This is a genomic window from Hyphomonas sp., assembly GCF_013823385.1.
GTDB lineage: Bacteria > Pseudomonadota > Alphaproteobacteria > Caulobacterales > Hyphomonadaceae > Hyphomonas.
The window spans coordinates 14,335-30,470 of the sequence record NZ_PNMA01000005.1 but is presented as its reverse complement, the minus strand read 5'-3'; the positions used below and the strand labels follow the sequence as shown (position 1 = coordinate 30,470).

General features: G+C 63.8%; 17 protein-coding genes. 6 read left to right on the top strand and 11 right to left on the bottom strand.

Features of this window, described 5'->3' with window-relative positions; all coding sequences use genetic code 11:
• The first annotated feature begins 62 nt into the window (after positions 1 to 62).
• Entirely contained in the window at positions 63 to 398 is a 336-nt protein-coding gene (locus tag C0456_RS04775; protein ID WP_291048937.1) for a GIY-YIG nuclease family protein, read from the top strand.
• Between the two features lie 173 nt (positions 399 to 571).
• Here the strand turns inward: C0456_RS04775 and C0456_RS04770 are convergent, their stop codons facing one another.
• The 3 genes from C0456_RS04770 to C0456_RS04760 form a co-directional block, all read right to left on the bottom strand.
• Positions 572 to 1,606, bottom strand: a complete 1,035-nt coding sequence (locus C0456_RS04770; protein WP_291048934.1) for a ribonucleotide-diphosphate reductase subunit beta — start codon at positions 1,604 to 1,606, stop codon at positions 572 to 574.
• A 156-nt stretch (positions 1,607 to 1,762) separates the two neighbouring features.
• The gene (locus tag C0456_RS04765) at positions 1,763 to 3,049 is read right to left on the bottom strand and encodes a hypothetical protein (protein ID WP_291048931.1); all 1,287 of its coding nucleotides are present in this window, start codon (positions 3,047 to 3,049) and stop codon (positions 1,763 to 1,765) included.
• Between the two features lie 252 nt (positions 3,050 to 3,301).
• A complete protein-coding gene (locus C0456_RS04760; protein ID WP_291048928.1) occupies positions 3,302 to 4,141 on the bottom strand; it encodes a peptidylprolyl isomerase in 840 nt (279 codons plus the stop codon).
• A gap of 203 nt (positions 4,142 to 4,344) precedes the next feature.
• On the opposite strand from C0456_RS04760, the gene C0456_RS04755 reads away from it, so the two are divergent.
• The gene (locus C0456_RS04755; protein WP_291048925.1) at positions 4,345 to 4,839 is read left to right on the top strand and encodes a GFA family protein; all 495 of its coding nucleotides are present in this window, start codon (positions 4,345 to 4,347) and stop codon (positions 4,837 to 4,839) included.
• On the opposite strand, the gene C0456_RS04750 is transcribed toward C0456_RS04755, so the two are convergent.
• Genes C0456_RS04750 through C0456_RS04740 form a run of 3 tightly spaced genes read right to left on the bottom strand, consistent with a single transcriptional unit; the run spans position 4,814 to position 6,095 of the window.
• Positions 4,814 to 5,278: an SRPBCC domain-containing protein gene (locus tag C0456_RS04750; RefSeq protein ID WP_291048922.1), complete on the bottom strand. Its 465-nt coding sequence runs from the start codon at positions 5,276 to 5,278 to the stop codon at positions 4,814 to 4,816. The two genes, C0456_RS04755 and C0456_RS04750, sit on opposite strands and share 26 nt — an antisense overlap.
• Complete coding sequence (locus C0456_RS04745; RefSeq protein WP_291048920.1) at positions 5,275 to 5,625, bottom strand: helix-turn-helix transcriptional regulator; 351 nt, start codon at positions 5,623 to 5,625, stop codon at positions 5,275 to 5,277. The genes C0456_RS04750 and C0456_RS04745 overlap by 4 nt, the downstream gene beginning before the upstream one ends.
• Positions 5,622 to 6,095, bottom strand: a complete 474-nt coding sequence (locus tag C0456_RS04740; RefSeq protein ID WP_291048917.1) for a VOC family protein — start codon at positions 6,093 to 6,095, stop codon at positions 5,622 to 5,624. Before C0456_RS04740 ends, C0456_RS04745 begins: the two co-directional genes overlap by 4 nt.
• Before the next feature lie 277 nt (positions 6,096 to 6,372).
• Here C0456_RS04740 and C0456_RS04735 point away from each other — a divergent pair, with 277 nt between their 5' ends.
• Positions 6,373 to 9,261, top strand: a complete 2,889-nt coding sequence (locus C0456_RS04735; protein ID WP_291048914.1) for a hypothetical protein — start codon at positions 6,373 to 6,375, stop codon at positions 9,259 to 9,261.
• Positions 9,262 to 9,357: 96 nt separating this feature from the next.
• On the opposite strand, the gene C0456_RS04730 is transcribed toward C0456_RS04735, so the two are convergent.
• Positions 9,358 to 9,648 carry a TM2 domain-containing protein gene (locus C0456_RS04730; protein ID WP_291048911.1) on the bottom strand — a complete coding sequence of 97 codons (291 nt, stop codon included), beginning with the start codon at positions 9,646 to 9,648 and terminating at the stop codon, positions 9,358 to 9,360.
• Positions 9,649 to 9,814: 166 nt separating this feature from the next.
• On the bottom strand, positions 9,815 to 10,180 hold the full coding sequence (locus C0456_RS04725) for a PRC-barrel domain-containing protein (protein WP_291048909.1): 366 nt from the start codon (positions 10,178 to 10,180) through the stop codon (positions 9,815 to 9,817).
• 176 nt (positions 10,181 to 10,356) lie between these two features.
• Here C0456_RS04725 and C0456_RS04720 point away from each other — a divergent pair, with 176 nt between their 5' ends.
• Positions 10,357 to 11,178: a 50S ribosomal protein L11 methyltransferase gene (locus C0456_RS04720; protein ID WP_291048906.1), complete on the top strand. Its 822-nt coding sequence runs from the start codon at positions 10,357 to 10,359 to the stop codon at positions 11,176 to 11,178.
• A gap of 176 nt (positions 11,179 to 11,354) precedes the next feature.
• Here C0456_RS04720 and C0456_RS04715 read toward each other — a convergent pair whose 3' ends face one another.
• On the bottom strand, positions 11,355 to 11,546 hold the full coding sequence (locus C0456_RS04715) for a hypothetical protein (RefSeq protein WP_291048903.1): 192 nt from the start codon (positions 11,544 to 11,546) through the stop codon (positions 11,355 to 11,357).
• A gap of 164 nt (positions 11,547 to 11,710) precedes the next feature.
• Between C0456_RS04715 and C0456_RS04710 the strand changes: the two genes are divergently transcribed.
• Together C0456_RS04710 and C0456_RS04705 are read left to right on the top strand one after the other, a co-directional pair.
• Entirely contained in the window at positions 11,711 to 13,522 is a 1,812-nt protein-coding gene (locus C0456_RS04710; protein WP_291048901.1) for an aminopeptidase P family protein, read from the top strand.
• 218 nt (positions 13,523 to 13,740) lie between these two features.
• Positions 13,741 to 14,184: a hypothetical protein gene (locus C0456_RS04705; protein WP_291048899.1), complete on the top strand. Its 444-nt coding sequence runs from the start codon at positions 13,741 to 13,743 to the stop codon at positions 14,182 to 14,184.
• A gap of 11 nt (positions 14,185 to 14,195) precedes the next feature.
• On the opposite strand, the gene C0456_RS04700 is transcribed toward C0456_RS04705, so the two are convergent.
• The gene (locus tag C0456_RS04700; protein WP_291048896.1) at positions 14,196 to 15,320 is read right to left on the bottom strand and encodes an alpha-L-fucosidase; all 1,125 of its coding nucleotides are present in this window, start codon (positions 15,318 to 15,320) and stop codon (positions 14,196 to 14,198) included.
• Positions 15,321 to 15,339: 19 nt separating this feature from the next.
• Positions 15,340 to 16,071: a DUF2459 domain-containing protein gene (locus tag C0456_RS04695; RefSeq protein ID WP_291048894.1), complete on the bottom strand. Its 732-nt coding sequence runs from the start codon at positions 16,069 to 16,071 to the stop codon at positions 15,340 to 15,342.
• Between the last annotated feature and the right edge of the window lie 65 nt (positions 16,072 to 16,136).

The following is a 16,136-nucleotide window of genomic DNA, read 5'->3' as shown; positions in this document are numbered from 1 at the left end:
CACGGGAGAGGGTTGACGTAGAATAATGTTCATGTTATGTTCTTTTATGTGGGGGGGCGCATATGAAAAACTATTGGGTCTACATCCTCGCCTCAAAAAAGGACGGCGCGCTTTATGTGGGTGTCACCAGTGATCTCCTCGGGCGCGTGTCCCAGCATCGCCGCGGAGCCTTCAGTGGGCATACAAAGAAACACCATATCCACCGCCTCGTCTGGTTCGAGGATTTTGCCGAGGTGGACGATGCGCTGAACTTCGAAAAGCGCCTCAAACGCTGGCGCCGCCCCTGGAAGGATGAGCTGATCGGCAAATTCAATCCCGGCTGGATTGATCTGTATGGTGATCTTGTGTCGGGCGGGGCCTGCATGGCCCGTGTCATCCCGGACACTGCGAAGCAGTGATCCGGGACCTTGTTGAGAAGGCGCGCGAATTTTGGAGAGCAGGTCCCGGCTCTGCGGCCACTGCGTGGCCTTGGCCGGGATGACACGGGTTTTTTCGAGCGGGATCAAAAGAGGATGTCATCCCGGAAGCAGCGCAGCTGCTATCCGGGACCTTCTCTCAATTCTTTCCGGTTTCACTCCGCCGGCACGTTCTCTGCGGTCTTCCGGCGTTGGTCGAAGCGGCTCCAGACGCCGTCATCGCCGTGCCAGTCGCCCTTGGTGGCGCCTTTGGAGTATTCCGTCGCGCGCTGCTCGAAGAAGTTGGCATGCTCGACCCCGTTGAGGATCTCGGTCAGCCAGGGCAGCGGGTGTTTGGCAATACCGTAGATCGGTTCGAGCTTGAGCTGATTGAGGCGCCAGTCGGCGATGTAGCGGATATAGGATTTGATGTCGTCCGCCGTCATGCCTTCCACCGGGCCCATCTCGAAGGCGAGTTCGATGAACTTGTCTTCCAGGCTCACCACCGTGCGGCAGCATTCGCGGATACGCTCGCGCAGGGCATCATTCATCACGCCGGTCTCGGCGCAGAAGGTGTGGAACAGCTTGATCATGCCTTCGCAGTGCAGGCTCTCGTCGCGGATCGACCAGGTGACGATCTGGCCCATGCCCTTCATCTTGTTGAAGCGCGGGAAGTTCATCAGCATGGCGAAGCTGGCAAACAGCTGCAGCCCTTCGGTGAAGGCGCCGAACACGGCCATCGAGACGGCGATGTCTTCATCGGTCTTGGTGTCGAACTGGCCGAGATAGTCGTGCTTGGCGGCCATCTCCTTGTATTCCATGAAGGCGGAGAATTCCGAATCCGGCATGCCGATGGTTTCCAGCAGCAGGGCATAGGCCGCGATGTGGATCGTCTCCATGTTGGAGAAGGACGACAGCATCATGGACACTTCCACCGGTTTGAACAGCGGCATGTAGTGTTCCATATAGTTGGCGCCGACTTCGACATCCGACTGGGTGAAGAAGCGGAAGATCTGGGTCAGCAGGTTGCGCTCGGCGTCCGAGAGCTTCACGGCCCAGTCCTTGCAGTCCTCGCCGAGGGGCACTTCCTCGGGCATCCAGTGGACCTGCTGCTGCTTCTTCCAGAACTCATACGCCCAGGGATAGCGGAAGGGCTTGTAGGCAAGGCTCGGCGTCAGCAGGCCGGGGCGATCATTGCTTACGTTTGCCATGGGGCAGGCTCCATTCATCAGGTCGGTTAAGGCCGGCGAATCCGGCCGGTTCGGACACTCAACACACCACATATAGTGTTTTAAATGGGTTAATACCGCAAGATGTGCATCTGCCGCACCCCCGCGAATCCCACAAAAAAGACCCGCCCCGCCTGCCTAGCGCGCGCCTCTCGGCACGGCAACCGCGCGCAGGCCGATGCGGTAGAGGGCGGCCTGGGCAAGGTCGAGATCGGCCTGGGTGTGGCAGAGGAAGGCCACCCGCTCGATCCGGGAATCGGGCCAGTTGAGCAGGTATTGCTGGGCGGTCTGGATCAGGCCTTGCGCGCGTTCATGCGGGCTTTCCCCGCCGCTGCGTGTGCCCAGAAGGGGGAACAGCACCGATTTCAGCGCGCGCTTGGGGCTCATGCCGAAGCGGCGGTTTTCCGCGTCGATGGCGGCCAGCGCATTGCTGACGCATTTGCGATAGGCCCCGATCAGCCGGTAGCCGCGCCCCGGCTCGCCCTGATACGCGGCGGTGTGGACGAGGAGGCGCACCTTGTTGGTCTTCCGCAGCATGCCCGCTTCGGTGACCAGCGCGGTGGCCGGCTCCACCCCCGTGCGCAGCTGATGGCCGCCCGCGCGCTGGGCCAGCAGGCGGGCGATCATGTCGTCGCGCACAAAGCCGTGCCGGTCGCGCCGGCTGCCCAGATAGCGGATGGTGGCGGAGATGGAGGCTTCGTGCAGGCGGCCGAATTCCATCCGGGTGTTTTCCGGGTTCACCCACACATCCATGTCGTCAATGTCGGCCAGGTCCCCGGTGACAAGCTCGATCAGCTTCGAGGGTTTGGGCCCCTGCGGGCCGACGCGGTAGGAGATGTAGCGCCGCTCCGGAATGAGGCGGCCGGGCAGGGAGACTTCCATGCCCGGCATCAGCGTGTGGACGAGGCTGTCCGTGCTCGGATTGTCGAGGCTGTTCTTCACATGCGTGCGCAGGAGGATGCGGCAATCCTCGATCACCTGCTGGCGCGAGATGCCCCCGCGCGCGTCCAGATCATAGTCGAGCGCCCGCATGCCGGAGATGGGCAGCGGCACGGCGCTTTTGGCATGGCGCAGGATCACCGTGCCTGCCCGCCGCGCGGTCTGGCGGATGCCGAGTTCGAAGAACACATCCGGCGAGCCGAGCGTGACATCGGCGATCACAACGTCGGCTTCCAGCAGGTTTTCGATCATCTCCTTGTGGATGAGGCCGGACCGGCTCACCCGGTCGGCACGGATGATGTCGAGGTTGAGGTCCTCGATAACGGGGCGGATAAGGTCTTCATAGACCGCGTCGAAATCCGGCCCGGCGGCTGCCTCTTCCCCGGCCGGATAGGGGAGGATGACAAAGCAGCGCCGCCCGGTCTGGGTCTTGCCTTCGGTCTCGGCGGGGCGGCTTTCGCCCTGCGACTTTCCCTCGAACGCCATGCTCACACGCCCTGCCTCTCGAAGCCATTGCAGCGCCCCCTGGCGCAGCGCAAAACCCACCCGCCCGGACCGGCAGTCCGGGGCACCCGAAGCAAAACGAAACTATGGCCCGGCGAGACTGGCAAGACGGGAGCGGGCCGCCGGTTCGCCCGGCAGGAGAAGCCGCGCGCTAGTGCTCTGTTTCCGGATGGATTCGCGCCAGATTATAAATGCGTAAGGTTGGCTTCAGGCCGGGCAATGCCCATCCTTGCATCACTCGCCCGCCCGCCGAGCAGGCACCGGCAGCGAGCAGACGTCCAGCACCTTGGGCGGAGTATAGGCGAGGGCGGGGATGCCGGCATAGTCGCGCTTGGAGGTTTTGAGGGCTTCCCATTCGGCAGAGGGCGTCATCATGACGTCATACGCCGGGCGGCTGTCCACGGGGATATCTGCGGCCATCCGGGCGGACTGGATCTGGTTATCCGCCAGTTTCGAGCGGCGATACTGGCTGATCTGGTGGGCAAGCTCGGCGTCTTCGCCCATCAGGGCGTTGGTTTCTTCTTCCGTGGCCGGATCAACGCGGGGCAGGCGGTGGATGAACTCCATCCCGTCGATCACCCGGCCGAAGACGGTGTAGTTGCGGTCAAGATAGCGGCGCGGCTGGAGGGGAATGAAGAGCTCGGTGGAGCCGCTGGCGGGATCTGTGTCGCGGGCCATGCCGAGGGCGCCGGGGCAGTTGAGAAGCCATTCGCTATCCCCCTCCCGGCCAACCGCAAAGCCTTGTCTGTGGCCAACTTCTTGCGCGTAAAGGTCTGCACTGCCCTGCGGGGCAAAGCCCTCGGCAGAGGCTTCGCGTTCGGCCTCAAAGGGCAGGGTGGGCCAGGCGGCGATGGCCATGTCGAATTCGCGGCCGGCCTGGGCGACATGGCCTTCGACCACGCGGTAGAAATACTCCCCGTCATAGAAGCCTTCGCGGACGGCTTCGCGGATCTGGGCGGCATGGGCGGGGGCCGCTTCAGGGAAAAGCTCGATCGCCACGGTGCCGGTTTCCAGCGTGACAAGGATGAGATTTTCCGGGTCAACTGCGCGCCAGCCAGGGACAGGCCCGGTCAATTCCGGGACAGTTTTGGACAAAACCGGACTGGCCGTGACACAGGCGGCACAGAAAAGGGCGGCGGAGGCAAAAAGAGCGCGTTTCATGCGTGCAACTGTCGGCGAGGGGGCGGCCCGCGTCAATTGCCGGGGGATTTCCGGGAAAGGGAGCCATGCAGAGGCCCGGCTTGCCTGCGGGCGGGGCGGAGGGCAGGATTTGGGGCATGAAACGGATTGCTGTTGCCCGCCCGCCTTTGCCTCCGCTGCCGCTGGAAGGCGGGTGCCATTGCGGCCGGGCGCGCTACCGGGTGAGCGCGCGGCCGATGGCGGTGAATGCCTGCCATTGCAGGGATTGCCAGCGCCTTTCGGGGGGACCGGTCGCCGTTTACCTGCATGTGGCCAAGGCCGGGTTTGAGGTGACCGCTGGGCAGCTCGACCTTTTCCGGCGCACCGGGGGCAGTGGCAATCAGATCTCGATCTATCGCTGCCGGCATTGCGGCGCGCGGCTGTGGCATGGGCCGGATGTGGCGCCCGGCCTTGTCATCCTCTGTGCCGGAACGCTGGACGCGCCCGGCTGGGCGATCCCGACGTCGCACATCTTCATCGATGAGGCAGCGCCCGATTCTGTGGCCGCCGATGACGCGCTGGTGGTGGAGGGGTTCAACACGACGCGGGCTGCGCTGTGGGATCACTTCAGGGCGATCTACGGACCTGGCTGAAGGCGGCGAGCTGGGCGCGCCAGTATTCGGCCAAGCGCATCTGGGCGGCGGCGAGGGGAAAGCCGTGGCGGGCGACATGGTCCTGCGGGATGGCGTCCCAGCCGCGATGGGTGACCGTGACGCGGGTGTCTTCGCCGGCCGCCTCGAAGCGGATGTCGACATGGGTGAGCTGATCTGGCGCAAAGGTCGCCTGGCGCCAGGAGAAGGCGAGGCGCGCGCCGCGCTGCCAGGCGGTGACGCGGCCGATCTCGAACACCTTGCCATTGGGCAGGGTGGTGATGAGGCGGGTCTCCCCCTCAAAGCTCAGCGTGCCATCGCCGCGCGGGGTGAGCTGGAAGAGGGCGGAGGGTTGCCACCAGGCGGCAATCTCTCCGGTGAAGATGTCAAAGGCCTCCTCCGGGCGGGCAGGCACGCGGAGAGAGACGATCACGGCGCTCACGGCTTTTTCGGTGCCTTTGCCCTGGCTTCGACATGCGCCTTGAAGGCGGTGAGCTGGCCGGTCCAGAGGGCTTCGGTCTCTGCCAGCCAGAGCTTCAGATCGGCCATGGCGCCCTCCTTCAGGGAATAGATCCGTACACGGGCATCAAATTCCGGATGGGTTTCCTGCGCAAGGCCGGCCTGTTTGAGGAGGCGCAGATGGCGGCTCATGGCGGGGGCGGCCAGGCCGAGGGCGCTGGCCAGCTCGCCGGCGCTGCGCGGCTTCTGCCCCAGCAGTTCCACCGCGCGGCGGCGGCCTGGATCGGCGAGGGCAGCGAAGACGGTATCGAGGCGGGCGGGCTTGCTCACAGGCGCGTCCGGGTGTGAAGGCTGCCGCCGGAGGCCTTGTCCCATTCGGCCGGGCTCAGCTTTTTCACGGTGACGCCGAAGGTCCAGATATGGCCTTCAAGGTCGCGGGCGCGATAGGTACGGTCGCCGTAGAACTGATCGTCCGGCATCTGAAGGATTTCGGCCCCGGCCTTTTGCGCGCGGGCGCAATGGGCATCGATGTCTTCGCCATCGCCAAGCTGCAAGTGGACAGACTGGGTGTTGACGCCGGAGAGGCTTTTCGGGCTGCGATGATTTTCCGACCATTCGCCGCCGACCATGATGAGGCCGTTGCCAAAGACCATCTCCGAATGGGCGATGCGCTCATTCTCATCCAGGATGACCATCACCGGCTCAAAGCCGAAGGCGTCTTCCAGCCAGCGGAAAGCGGCATTGGGGTCCACATAGGTGACGGCGCTGGAGACGCCCTTGCCGCGCGCATAATCTGACATCTGCATTTCCTTCCGTTTATTGATAATATTTCTACGATATTGAAAATAACTCGTCAAGTCCTGCGCGCCTCACTCAAAGTCTTCCGGGCCCGGATCAAGCAGCCGATGAGGGCGGCTGCGGCAATTCTGGGGTGCGGGCACCGGAAAGTTCGCCTCGCCGGGGAATGATTAATTTTTTCAATTCCACCAGTGTGTTGCCACGATACTTTCACAAATTTGGGGTTGCGGCACCGGCAACTATTGGGGAGGATGCCGCAATCTAAAAGAGGGGCTTTCTGTGCGGGTTGGTATTGCGGCAGCGATTGCTGCGCTCGGTTTCCTGTTGGCTGCATGTGGAGGCGGGGGCGGCGGTGGCGGCACCGGAAGCGCGCCGGGCGGCGGCGGAAATGGAGGCGGCGGCAGCACGCCGCCACCTGCCAACCGCCCACCTGTCGCCGCTGCCGGACCGGACTTCACGGCCGCCATCCTTCCGGCCGGCTATCAGATCGACGGCAGCGCCAGCACCGATCCCGATGGCAATCCGCTTTCCTATGTCTGGTCCATCGTGTCCCAGCCGGCAGGGGCCAATGCCACGATCAGCGGCGAGAGCGTGCCGATCGCGCGCCTTATGGCCATGGCTCCGGGCGACTATGTCATCCGTCTCCGCGTGGTGGATCCGGCGGGCGCGGAGAACGCCGACACGGTAACGGTAACGCTGACCAATGATGCGCCGGTGGTGTCTGTGGTTGCCTCTGAGGCGATGCCTGCCATCCGGGAAGAGGTGCTGCTGGATGCCAGTGGTTCAAATGACGTAAATGGCCATTTGCTCACTTATTCCTGGCGGCTGACAAGTGCGCCTTCTGCCTCGGCCCTTCAGACGAGCTTTGAGGGCGCCGTGGTGCCGATAGAGTTCGACGCCGAGGGCGAATACACATTCGAGGTTTCCGTAAGTGACGGATATGCCGTCACGACGGCAACGACCGGGCCTATCCAGGCAAGCTTGTATACCATCCGGCCACTGAACGCGCCGTTCCGGATGGTCGCCGGGTCAGCGGGTGAGGGAGTTGTCGCAGCTCTGCACGAGAGATCGCTCATGGTGCTGAGAGGGGGGCGGGAAGCGGCTGTTACCAGCCTTCCCCTGCCGGGCCTTTCGATTGCGGTTTCGCCGAACGGACACCTCGCTGCAATTGGCCATGAGACATCGATCAGTGTTGTTGACCTGTCTTCCTACGAGATCGTGTGGACCCTTCCGGCATATGGGGCTTCCGCCAATATCAGCATTGCGGACGATGGGTATGTTTATGCTGTCCAGTCAGAAGGCGATATTTTCCGCAAGGTGATATCCATCAGTCCTTCGGGGCTGAAGTCAGACCTGACGAGTATTTTCCGGGGGTCCCAATTGAAGATGCACCCTTCCGGAGAGGGGCTTTACTCGGTCGATGACCGGAGTTTTTTTCCCGACGATATCCGGCGTATCAGTGTGAGTGCCGGGCATTTTTTGGGCGTGCGGGATTCGCCCTATCACGGGCAGTATAGTTTCTGCGGAAACAAATGGCTGGCTGGCGACGGGAGATCGATCCTGACGGCATGCGGCGTCATTGTTGAGAGCAGTTCGGACCCGGCCACCGACATGCGCTTCCTGGCGATGATTGATGCTGTCAACATCACGAACGCTTCCTATAATCAGTTTACGAACTACTGGAGCGTTCTGACCGGGGATGCGAACGGTCTCGCCACGCAGGCGAGCCTGTTCGGCGCCGGGGGTGGTAAGCCTGCCAGTGTCCTGCCGATGCCGCGCATCGGCGGCGCGCAGGGCCGGCAACTCTATGCCAAATATGTCTGGTCCGATCAGGCGAGCGACGAAAGCTATATCCTGGCGCAGGATGACCTGACGCAGCCGCAGGCCTATTACATTCTGAAATACTCCCTTCCCAGCCCCAGCGGGATGAACCTTCCTCCCGTGCTGACCCTGCAGAAATATTCCGCAGGCCGGGTGGGGGAAAGCATCCGGCTGGATGCGGGCGATAGTTTCGACCCTGAGGGCCGGCCCCTGCAATTTGCATGGACAATCGTCAGCCAGCCGGCTGCAAGTTCTCTGGTGATTGCCGACATGAGAAGCGCCGCGCTGAACTTTACACCAGCGGTGGCGGGAACCTATGTCTTCTCGATGAACGCCGATGATGGAGTGCGCACCGGCGTGCCTCAGCAGATAACCGTGAATGTGGCTGCGCCGGGAAAGCCGGTGGTCTTTCGCCTCGACGGGATAGCCGAGGATGGAGAGTATTCCAAAGCCCTTGATCTGTTCACATACTTTTCGCCGGACCGGCGCGAGCTGCGCATCCTGCGGCTGGACGGGCTGGGGGAGGCGCGTGTGCCGTTGTCCAGGGAAGGGTACCGGATCGGGCTGTCCTTTGACGGGCGGCAGGCTTATGTGGCCCATACGGGCTTGATCAGCCGGATTGATCTGGAAACGGCGGCGGTGATTGCGACCCAGCAGATATCGACCAGCTTTGGCGATATTGTGCTCGATCGCCGCGGCGTTGCCCATATGCCGAATGAATATGGGGTCTGGAACGCGATTGTCTCGGTGGACATGGACGCTGGCACGGAGGTGCAGGCAGGATGGGCGACGCGCGGAGATGACACGCGGATGCATCCCAATGGAGACCGTCTGTACACGGCGACGCGCCGGTCCGGGAGGTTCCAGTTTGACAGATGGGATCTGACGACCTCGCCCATCTCCTTTGTCGGAAGCATGCCGCAACCGGAACTGCGCGATGTCGAGGGGCCGCCCTGGTTCAGGGAAGACGGGGCGGTCATGATATCGCGGCGGGCGGAACTGTTCCATTCCTCTGACGATCCGGCGACAGACATGGTGTTTATCCAGGCTGTCGATGGGGACATGCAGTTGATGTGGGCCGAACATTCTTCGCAACGGGGTGTCTGGGCGCTTGCGGTGAACATATCGCAGTCCGACCCCTCGATCGCCGGCAAGGTTGTCTATTATTCCGATACCGGGCTCGAACGCGAAGGCGTCCTTGAGATGGAGCATGTGCCGCTGTCGGTGGGCACTGCCCGCGGATACCCGCGCCGGGTCTTCTTTTCCGGGGATGGGGACCGCGTGATGGTCATCACCGACACGCTCGGGGCGGAAGACAGGTTTTCCTTGCAGATAGCCGTGCCCTGACGGGGGCGGTGAAACGAGAAGGCCCCGGAGCGGGGGAGCGCTTCGGGGCCTTGGGGGCGGCTGTGGGAGGAGGGCAGCCGCCGGGGTGTTCAAGTGTCAGGCGTAGCGGCTGCGGCGGATGGCCCAGGCGGCGTCGGAGCGGGCGGCGTCCATCTTCTGGTCGATGATCGCCGGGATGAGGAAGAGGTCCAGCACCCACCAGACAAAGCCGATCAGGAAGAAATAGCTGACGATCTGCAGGATCGCCGTGACCGGCTTGCCGAGATAGAAGCGGTGCGCCGAGATCCAGCCCAGGAAGAACCAGAGCAGATAGGCGGCGCCGGCGCTCTTCTTCTCATTGGCGGCGCGCTGCTCGATCAGGATCATGTCTTCGGTGGTGAAGGCCATTGCTCGGCTCCTCTGCTGTCTTATCGATTATCATATAGGAACCGGTGGGGGCGTTTCCAGTAGTTTTTATCGAAAAACGGTAATTTTCTGAGTCCGGGGGACTCCCCAAACGAAAAGGCGGCGGCCGAAGCCACCGCCTTCTTGTCCAGGCTTTACTGGCAGGGGATCAGAGCCAGTAGGGCTGGACCTTGTAGTAGTTGTAGGCGGCGTCGCGCGCGGCGTGGCCGTCATTCTTGGTCAGCTCGTCGATGGAATCGGCCGGGGCCGCTTCCAGCTGCTCCTTGGTGAAGGGCACGACATAGCCATCCTTCTCCTTGCTGTAGTCCAGCGTGGACCACGGAACCGGATGGTATTTCTCGCCCATGCCCAGGAAGCCGCCGAAGCCGACAACGGCGTAGAGAATGGAATTGTCCATCTTGTCGAGCATCACGTCTTCGACCTTGCCGATCTTGTCGCCGGCAGTGTTGTAGACGGAGGTGCCGATGGTGCGGCTTGCGGGAATGGCGCTGGTATGGCCGGAGGGTGTCGGCATGGATCGTCTCCTTTTGGGGTTGCTGTCCCGTTACAACGCCGCGGGCCCGCAGAGGTTGTGTTAAACTTTGTTAGGATGGGGCCCGCGCGGCGCGCCTTGCCCGCTTCCCAAGGCGGGGGCGGCCTGCTAAGCGCGCCGCCATGTACCAGATCACGGCAAGAGGCCCGCGGGGGCCAGTGGAAACGGCATGGGACGCGCTCGCCTGGGCGGACCCTTCGCCCGCAGGCGCGGTCGATGCCAAGGAAGATGCGCGCGGCGCCTGGCGGATCGACGCCTTCTGCGAAACGATGGAAGAGGCCGAAGAATGCGTCGCCCTCATCGAGGCGGCCGCCCCGGAGCTGACCGCGCGGATCGAGGAGATTGTCGAGCGCGACTGGGTGACGCTGTCGCTGGAAGGGCTGCCGCCGGTGAATGCCGGGCCGTTCGTGGTGGCGGGCAGCCATGCGCTGGCCCAGTCCTCGCCCGGGAAAATCTCTGTACTGATCGAAGCGGGCCCTGCCTTCGGCACGGGCCATCATGGCACGACGCTGGGCTGCCTCCTGGCACTGGCGCAGGCGCGGCGCTATCGCAAGCCGGGGCGCGTGCTGGATCTCGGCACGGGATCGGGCGTGCTGGCGATTGCGGCGCTGAAAGTCGGCGCGGAGATGGCGTCCTGCAGCGACATTGACCGGGACTCGGTATTCGTGGCGCGCGAGAATGCGAAGAAGAACCAGGTGAGCCGTTTCTTCGTGCATCATGTGGCAGGCGCCAACAATCCGGCGATCCGGCAGGCAGGCCCCTATGATACGGTATTTGCCAATATCCTGATGAAGCCGCTGATCGGCCTTGCCGGCGAGATCGAGCGGCTGTCGGCGCCGGGGGCGACGATCATCCTTTCGGGGCTGCTGCATCATCAGGCCGGGCCGGTGCGCGCTGCCTATGAGGGGCACAACCTCCTCTTCCAGAAACGCATCAAGCGCGACGGCTGGTCAACGCTGGTGTTCCGGAAGAAGGGGTGAGGGGTTCGGCCCCAATCCAATTTTAGAAGAGCCCCCTTGGCCCTCCGGCCCATCCCTGGGGAGGGATGGGCGGGGAGGGGATCGCGCCGGCGCGTGGGGGGAGGACGCCTGGCCGGGCGATCTTCAGCTGCCGCCCCCGATGGGAGGGTGTGGAGCGGCAGGCGAATAAGGACGGATCAGGCGCGGGCGGCGCGGCGATCCCAGCGTTGCTGGCGGCGGGCCAGGATGTTGAGGCGGACGAGGGCGTCGCGGGCGCTTTCATGCGCGGCAGGCGCTGCGGCGGGCGCAGCCTGGGTGTCCATTGCCGGGCGCAGGACGCTCTCGATCACCATATCGGCCGACGGCGAGAGGTTAATTTCGGTTTTCATTTTAATACCTTGTTAATTATCATTTTGCTGCGGCGCAGCAATGTTTGTGTGCGGCCTATATAGGGTGCGAGCTAAACAAAACAGTATGGAATGTGACGTTTTTCCATGCTTATTTGCATAGCTTGCTTGCTTTCCGGCAGCGCCAGTTGGCGCTATGAAGGGGCATGAGACAGACATTCGACATCAAGGGTGGGCCGCAGGACGGCCGGGCCCATCTTCCGCTGCTTCGCCGTGAACTCGCACGCCAGGGCCTTGATGGCCTCTACGTGCCCCATGACGATGAATATCAGAACGAATACCTGCCCGACGCGAATGAGCGCCTGGCCTGGGTGAGCGGGTTTACCGGCTCGTTCGGCTCCGCCTTCGTGTTTACCGACAGGGCGGTGCTGTTTGCCGACGGACGCTACACGCTGCAGGCCGGCGACCAGACGGACCCGGCGCTGTTCGAGGTGGTGGGCATTCCCGACCCCGGCGCGTTTGGCTGGCTGGCGCAGCAGAGCCTGAAGGGCAAGAAGGTGGGGTATGACCCGCGCCTGATGAGCCCGAACGATGTGGCCGCGCTGGCAGCGGCCGCAGCGAAGGCCGGGGCCGAGCTGGTGGCGGTGACCGAGAACCCGATTGATGCGGCCTGGAAAGACCGCCCGCCCCAGCCGATGGCAAAAGTTGTTCCGCAGGCTGTCAAGCATGCGGGCGTGGCGCATACCGACAAGCTGGAAGCGGTTGGCGCGCAGCTCGCCCGCGACGGGGCGGATGCGGCGGTGCTGACTTCGCCGGCCTCGCTTGCCTGGGCATTCAACATCCGGGGCGGGGACGTAAGCTGTACGCCGCTGCCGCTGGGGCGGGCGATCCTCAAGGCGGATGGATCGGCAGAGCTGTTCATCGATGAGGAGAAGACCGACGCGGCGCTGCGCCGGCACCTTGGCAACCGGGTAACGCTCCGCCCGCTGAGCAAGCTGGACGAGGGACTTAAAGGCCTTTCGGGCAAGACGGTGAGCCTTGATCCGGATGTGGCTTCGGCCTGGTTCTTTGATGCGCTGAAGGAGGCGGGCGCCACCATCCTGCGCCAGCGCGACCCGGTGGCACTGCCGCGGGCGTGCAAGAATGAAGCGGAGATCAAGGGCACGACGGCGGCGCATATCCGCGACGGGGTGGCGCTGACGCGCTTCCTCCACTGGCTCGACACCGAGGCGCAGAGCGGGGAGGTGACCGAGATTGACGCGGTGGTGAAGCTGGAAGCCTTTCGCGAGGAACTCGGCAATCTCAACGATCTCTCCTTCCCGTCGATCTCCGGGGCGGGGCCGAATGGCGCGCTGCCGCATTACCGCGTTTCCACGGCCTCTGACCGGAAGCTGGCGCGCGGCTCTCTGTTCCTGATCGATTCGGGCGGCCAGTATCTTGACGGGACGACGGATGTGACGCGCACCGTGCCGATCGGGACGCCTACGGAGGAAATGCGCGCGAACTATACCCGCGTGCTGAAGGGGCATATTGCGCTGGCGACCGTGCGCTTTCCGCCGGGCACCACGGGGACGCATCTGGACGTACTGGCGCGCCATGCGCTGTGGCAGGCGGGGCTCGACTATCAGCATGGCACCGGCCATGGCGTGGGGGTTTATCTCGGCGTGCATGAAGGGCCCCACCGGATTGCCAAGCCGTGGAACCCGGTGCCGCTGATGCCGGGGATGATCGTTTCCAACGAGCCGGGCTTCTACAAGGCCGGGGAATACGGCATCCGCATCGAGAATCTGCAATATGTGACGCCTGCGGAGGATATTCCGGGCGGGGAGATTGCGATGCTCGGCTTTGAATGCCTGACCTTTGCGCCGCTGGCCCGTGACCTGATCGATGTGAAGATGCTGACGAAGGAGGAGCGCAAATATGTGAACGACTATCACAAGCGCGTTCTGAAACTGCTCGGCCGCAAGCTCGACGGCGAGGTGAAAGACTGGCTGAAGAAAGCCTGCGCGAAGATCTGATTTCGCCGCCACAGACGAGACCCAGACGCCCCGGCCCGCAAGGCTGGGGCGTTTTTGTTTGCCCGGCAATGGGCGCGAACAAGCTGCCCAAAATTCAGGCAGCGGGAAGGTTCCGATTGCGGAAAATTGCGGCGGTGCTTGGCGGGGGCGGGCGGCGATCTAATCCTTGTTGGGGCTTGAGGGAGGCAGACTTGGATATTCAGGAAATACTGAGGCCGGTGACATCGCTGTTGCCGGCGGCGTGGGATGAGACGGCGCGGATGCTCGTGGTGGGGCTGGCGGGGGCGCTGATCCTGGTTCTGGCGGTTGTGTTGGTGGCGCGGCTGGCGGGCGGGCGCGGGGCGAAGGGGCCGCTGGCGGCAGAGGGGGCTGTGACGGGGGCGCTGTCGGATGGCCCGGCCATGGTGATGCTGGCGCAGGTAGCGTCCGGCCCGGCCCGCGCGCCAGACCTGGACCCGGACGAATGGGTGTCAGGCAATGTGATCCATCTCGACCGGCAGAGGGCCGTGGGCCTTATCCGGTGTGACCGCGTGAAAAGCCCGGTGCAGTTCCGGCTGGCGCCGGGGCGGGCGCATGTGCGGGTGGGCCAGAAGGTGCGCTTCAAGGGCCGGCACGGCGCGCGGCGCCGGCCGGTGGCCGATGTGGTGGAGCGGGCGGGCTAAGCCCGCCGCCGTCAGCCCTTCAGATACTGACCCAATGCGCGCAGCGGGGCTTTCTGCAGGTCCGGGATCGTGCCATCGGCGAGGGGGCCGATATTGATCAGCAGGTTGCCGCGCTTTGAGGTGACGTCCTTATAGAGGGCGATCACCTCGCCGCTGGTCATATAGTCTTCCGGGATTTCCGCCGAGTTGTAGCCAAAGCCGAGGCCGAGGCCGCGGCAGGCCTCCCATTTGTGTTCCCTGGGCACGACGCCGAGGCCGAATTCGACGCAGCGATAATCCGCATACGGCGCGGGGGTTTCTTCCTGCGCGCCGCCGGCGGAGCGTTCCTTCATCATGTCGTTGAAGCCCTTGCGGGTTTCGTCATGGCGCAGGGAATTGAAGAAGTCGTGCGCGCCGAGCCAGCGGTCATTGGTGACGCCATCGGGCACGGCCTTGTAATAATAGTCCAGCAGCACAGGCACATCCTCGCCATTGGGCCAGGCGATGTCGTTCCAGAAGATCGAGGGCTTGTAGCGATCGATCAGTTCTTTCGCCTGGGCGAGGGCATAGTCGCGGTAATCCTGCTCGGTGGGGACGCAGGCGAACATGTCTCCGAGATTGGCAATCGGCGTGTCGCGGAAGGTCCAGTCGAGGCCGCCGGAATAATAAAGGCCAAAGCGCAGGCCGCGGGCGCGCACGGCATCAGCGAGCTCACCGACAAAGTCGCGCTCTGTATGCCAGCCGGGGCGGTGGGGGTTTTCAACTTCCGTCGGCCAGAGGCAGAGGCCGTCATGATGCTTGGTGACGAAGACGCAATGGGTGGCGCCGCATTCGACGAAGAAATCGGCCCATTCATCGGCATTGAACTTCTGCGACTGGGCATCGAATTCGGGGAAGAAGTCCTTGTACGGTTTGTCTCCGTAAAGCTCCAGATGGCGTTTGCGCGTTTCGCTGCCTTCGACGCGGACGGCATTGTCATACCATTCCGAATAGGGGGTCATCACCGCGCTCATATAATAGTCGTCGCCATGAAGCTCGTGGATGGCGCGGCCGCGCGGGGCCCAGGCGGGGATGGTGAACATGCCCCAGTGGATGAAGATGCCGAGCTGGGGCTTGGCGAACCATTCCGGACAGGGGCGGCCATTCGGACCAATCATTCTAACTCCTCCCATTAATCTAGTTGTATAGAGTTACCTCCTCGGTATCCGTCTCCAGCCGGGCTTGCAAGGGTGACGTAACGTTCCATGCGAAGGGGGCGAAGAGGGCGCGCGGCAGGCCGGCCTTGCCGAGGGCGGCGGCTGTCCACTGGTTGCAGGTGTTGAACATGCTGTAGCGGCCCCGGGCACGGACCAGGATTTCGCCCGGCACCGGCGTCGGGATCATCTGCAGCTCGCCGGCACTGTCCCGCTCGAAGGTCTCGCGGATATGCGCGATCAGGGCGGCGCGGCCTTCACTGTCGACCTGAATGGGCGCGCAGAACTCGTCCACCGAGCCGCCATCCACCGGCACGATGCGCACGGCGGTCTCGTTCAGCCCGGCAAGCGCGCTGAGGACGCGGCCGGGGGTCATGTCCTCGGGCTGCAGCACGCGCGTGAAGAAGACCAAGTCGCCCCAGCCGAAGAGGACGTAGGTGTCCGGCGGCAGCCAGGCAGGCAGCTCGTCTTTCAATTCGGCGGCCCAGTCGAACAGGGGGTCGTGGAGGGGGAGGGCGATGTCGGTGTGGAAGGGCGCTTCGCAGAGATAGGTGACCGGCGCGCCCGGCTCCTCGGCCTGGGCCCGCCCGCCGAGCGGCAGTTTTCCCGACAGCCAGGCCGCGCCCAGATACCAGAAGCAGAGGATGAGGAGCGCGACGATGGCGAGCCCCGCGCCCTTGAAGCCTGCCATGATCTGCGCGCGCCTTATCTGCACCCCGCCTCCTGATGCGCCCCGCAGCGCCGGGGCCGAAGATGGGGCGAAGTGGCCTCTGCGCGCAA

Bases quoted from the DNA above. Each gene is read 5' to 3' on its own strand.
- C0456_RS04775 (WP_291048937.1), top strand. From the start codon at position 63: ATGAAAAACTATTGGGTCTACATCCTCGCCTCAAAAAAGGACGGCGCG.
- C0456_RS04770 (WP_291048934.1), bottom strand. From the start codon at position 1,606: ATGGCAAACGTAAGCAATGATCGCCCCGGCCTGCTGACGCCGAGCCTT.
- C0456_RS04765 (WP_291048931.1), bottom strand. From the start codon at position 3,049: ATGGCGTTCGAGGGAAAGTCGCAGGGCGAAAGCCGCCCCGCCGAGACC.
- C0456_RS04755 (WP_291048925.1), top strand. From the start codon at position 4,345: ATGAAACGGATTGCTGTTGCCCGCCCGCCTTTGCCTCCGCTGCCGCTG.
- C0456_RS04740 (WP_291048917.1), bottom strand. From the start codon at position 6,095: ATGTCAGATTATGCGCGCGGCAAGGGCGTCTCCAGCGCCGTCACCTAT.
- C0456_RS04730 (WP_291048911.1), bottom strand. From the start codon at position 9,648: ATGGCCTTCACCACCGAAGACATGATCCTGATCGAGCAGCGCGCCGCC.
- C0456_RS04725 (WP_291048909.1), bottom strand. From the start codon at position 10,180: ATGCCGACACCCTCCGGCCATACCAGCGCCATTCCCGCAAGCCGCACC.
- C0456_RS04715 (WP_291048903.1), bottom strand. From the start codon at position 11,546: ATGAAAACCGAAATTAACCTCTCGCCGTCGGCCGATATGGTGATCGAG.
- C0456_RS04710 (WP_291048901.1), top strand. From the start codon at position 11,711: ATGAGACAGACATTCGACATCAAGGGTGGGCCGCAGGACGGCCGGGCC.
- C0456_RS04700 (WP_291048896.1), bottom strand. From the start codon at position 15,320: ATGATTGGTCCGAATGGCCGCCCCTGTCCGGAATGGTTCGCCAAGCCC.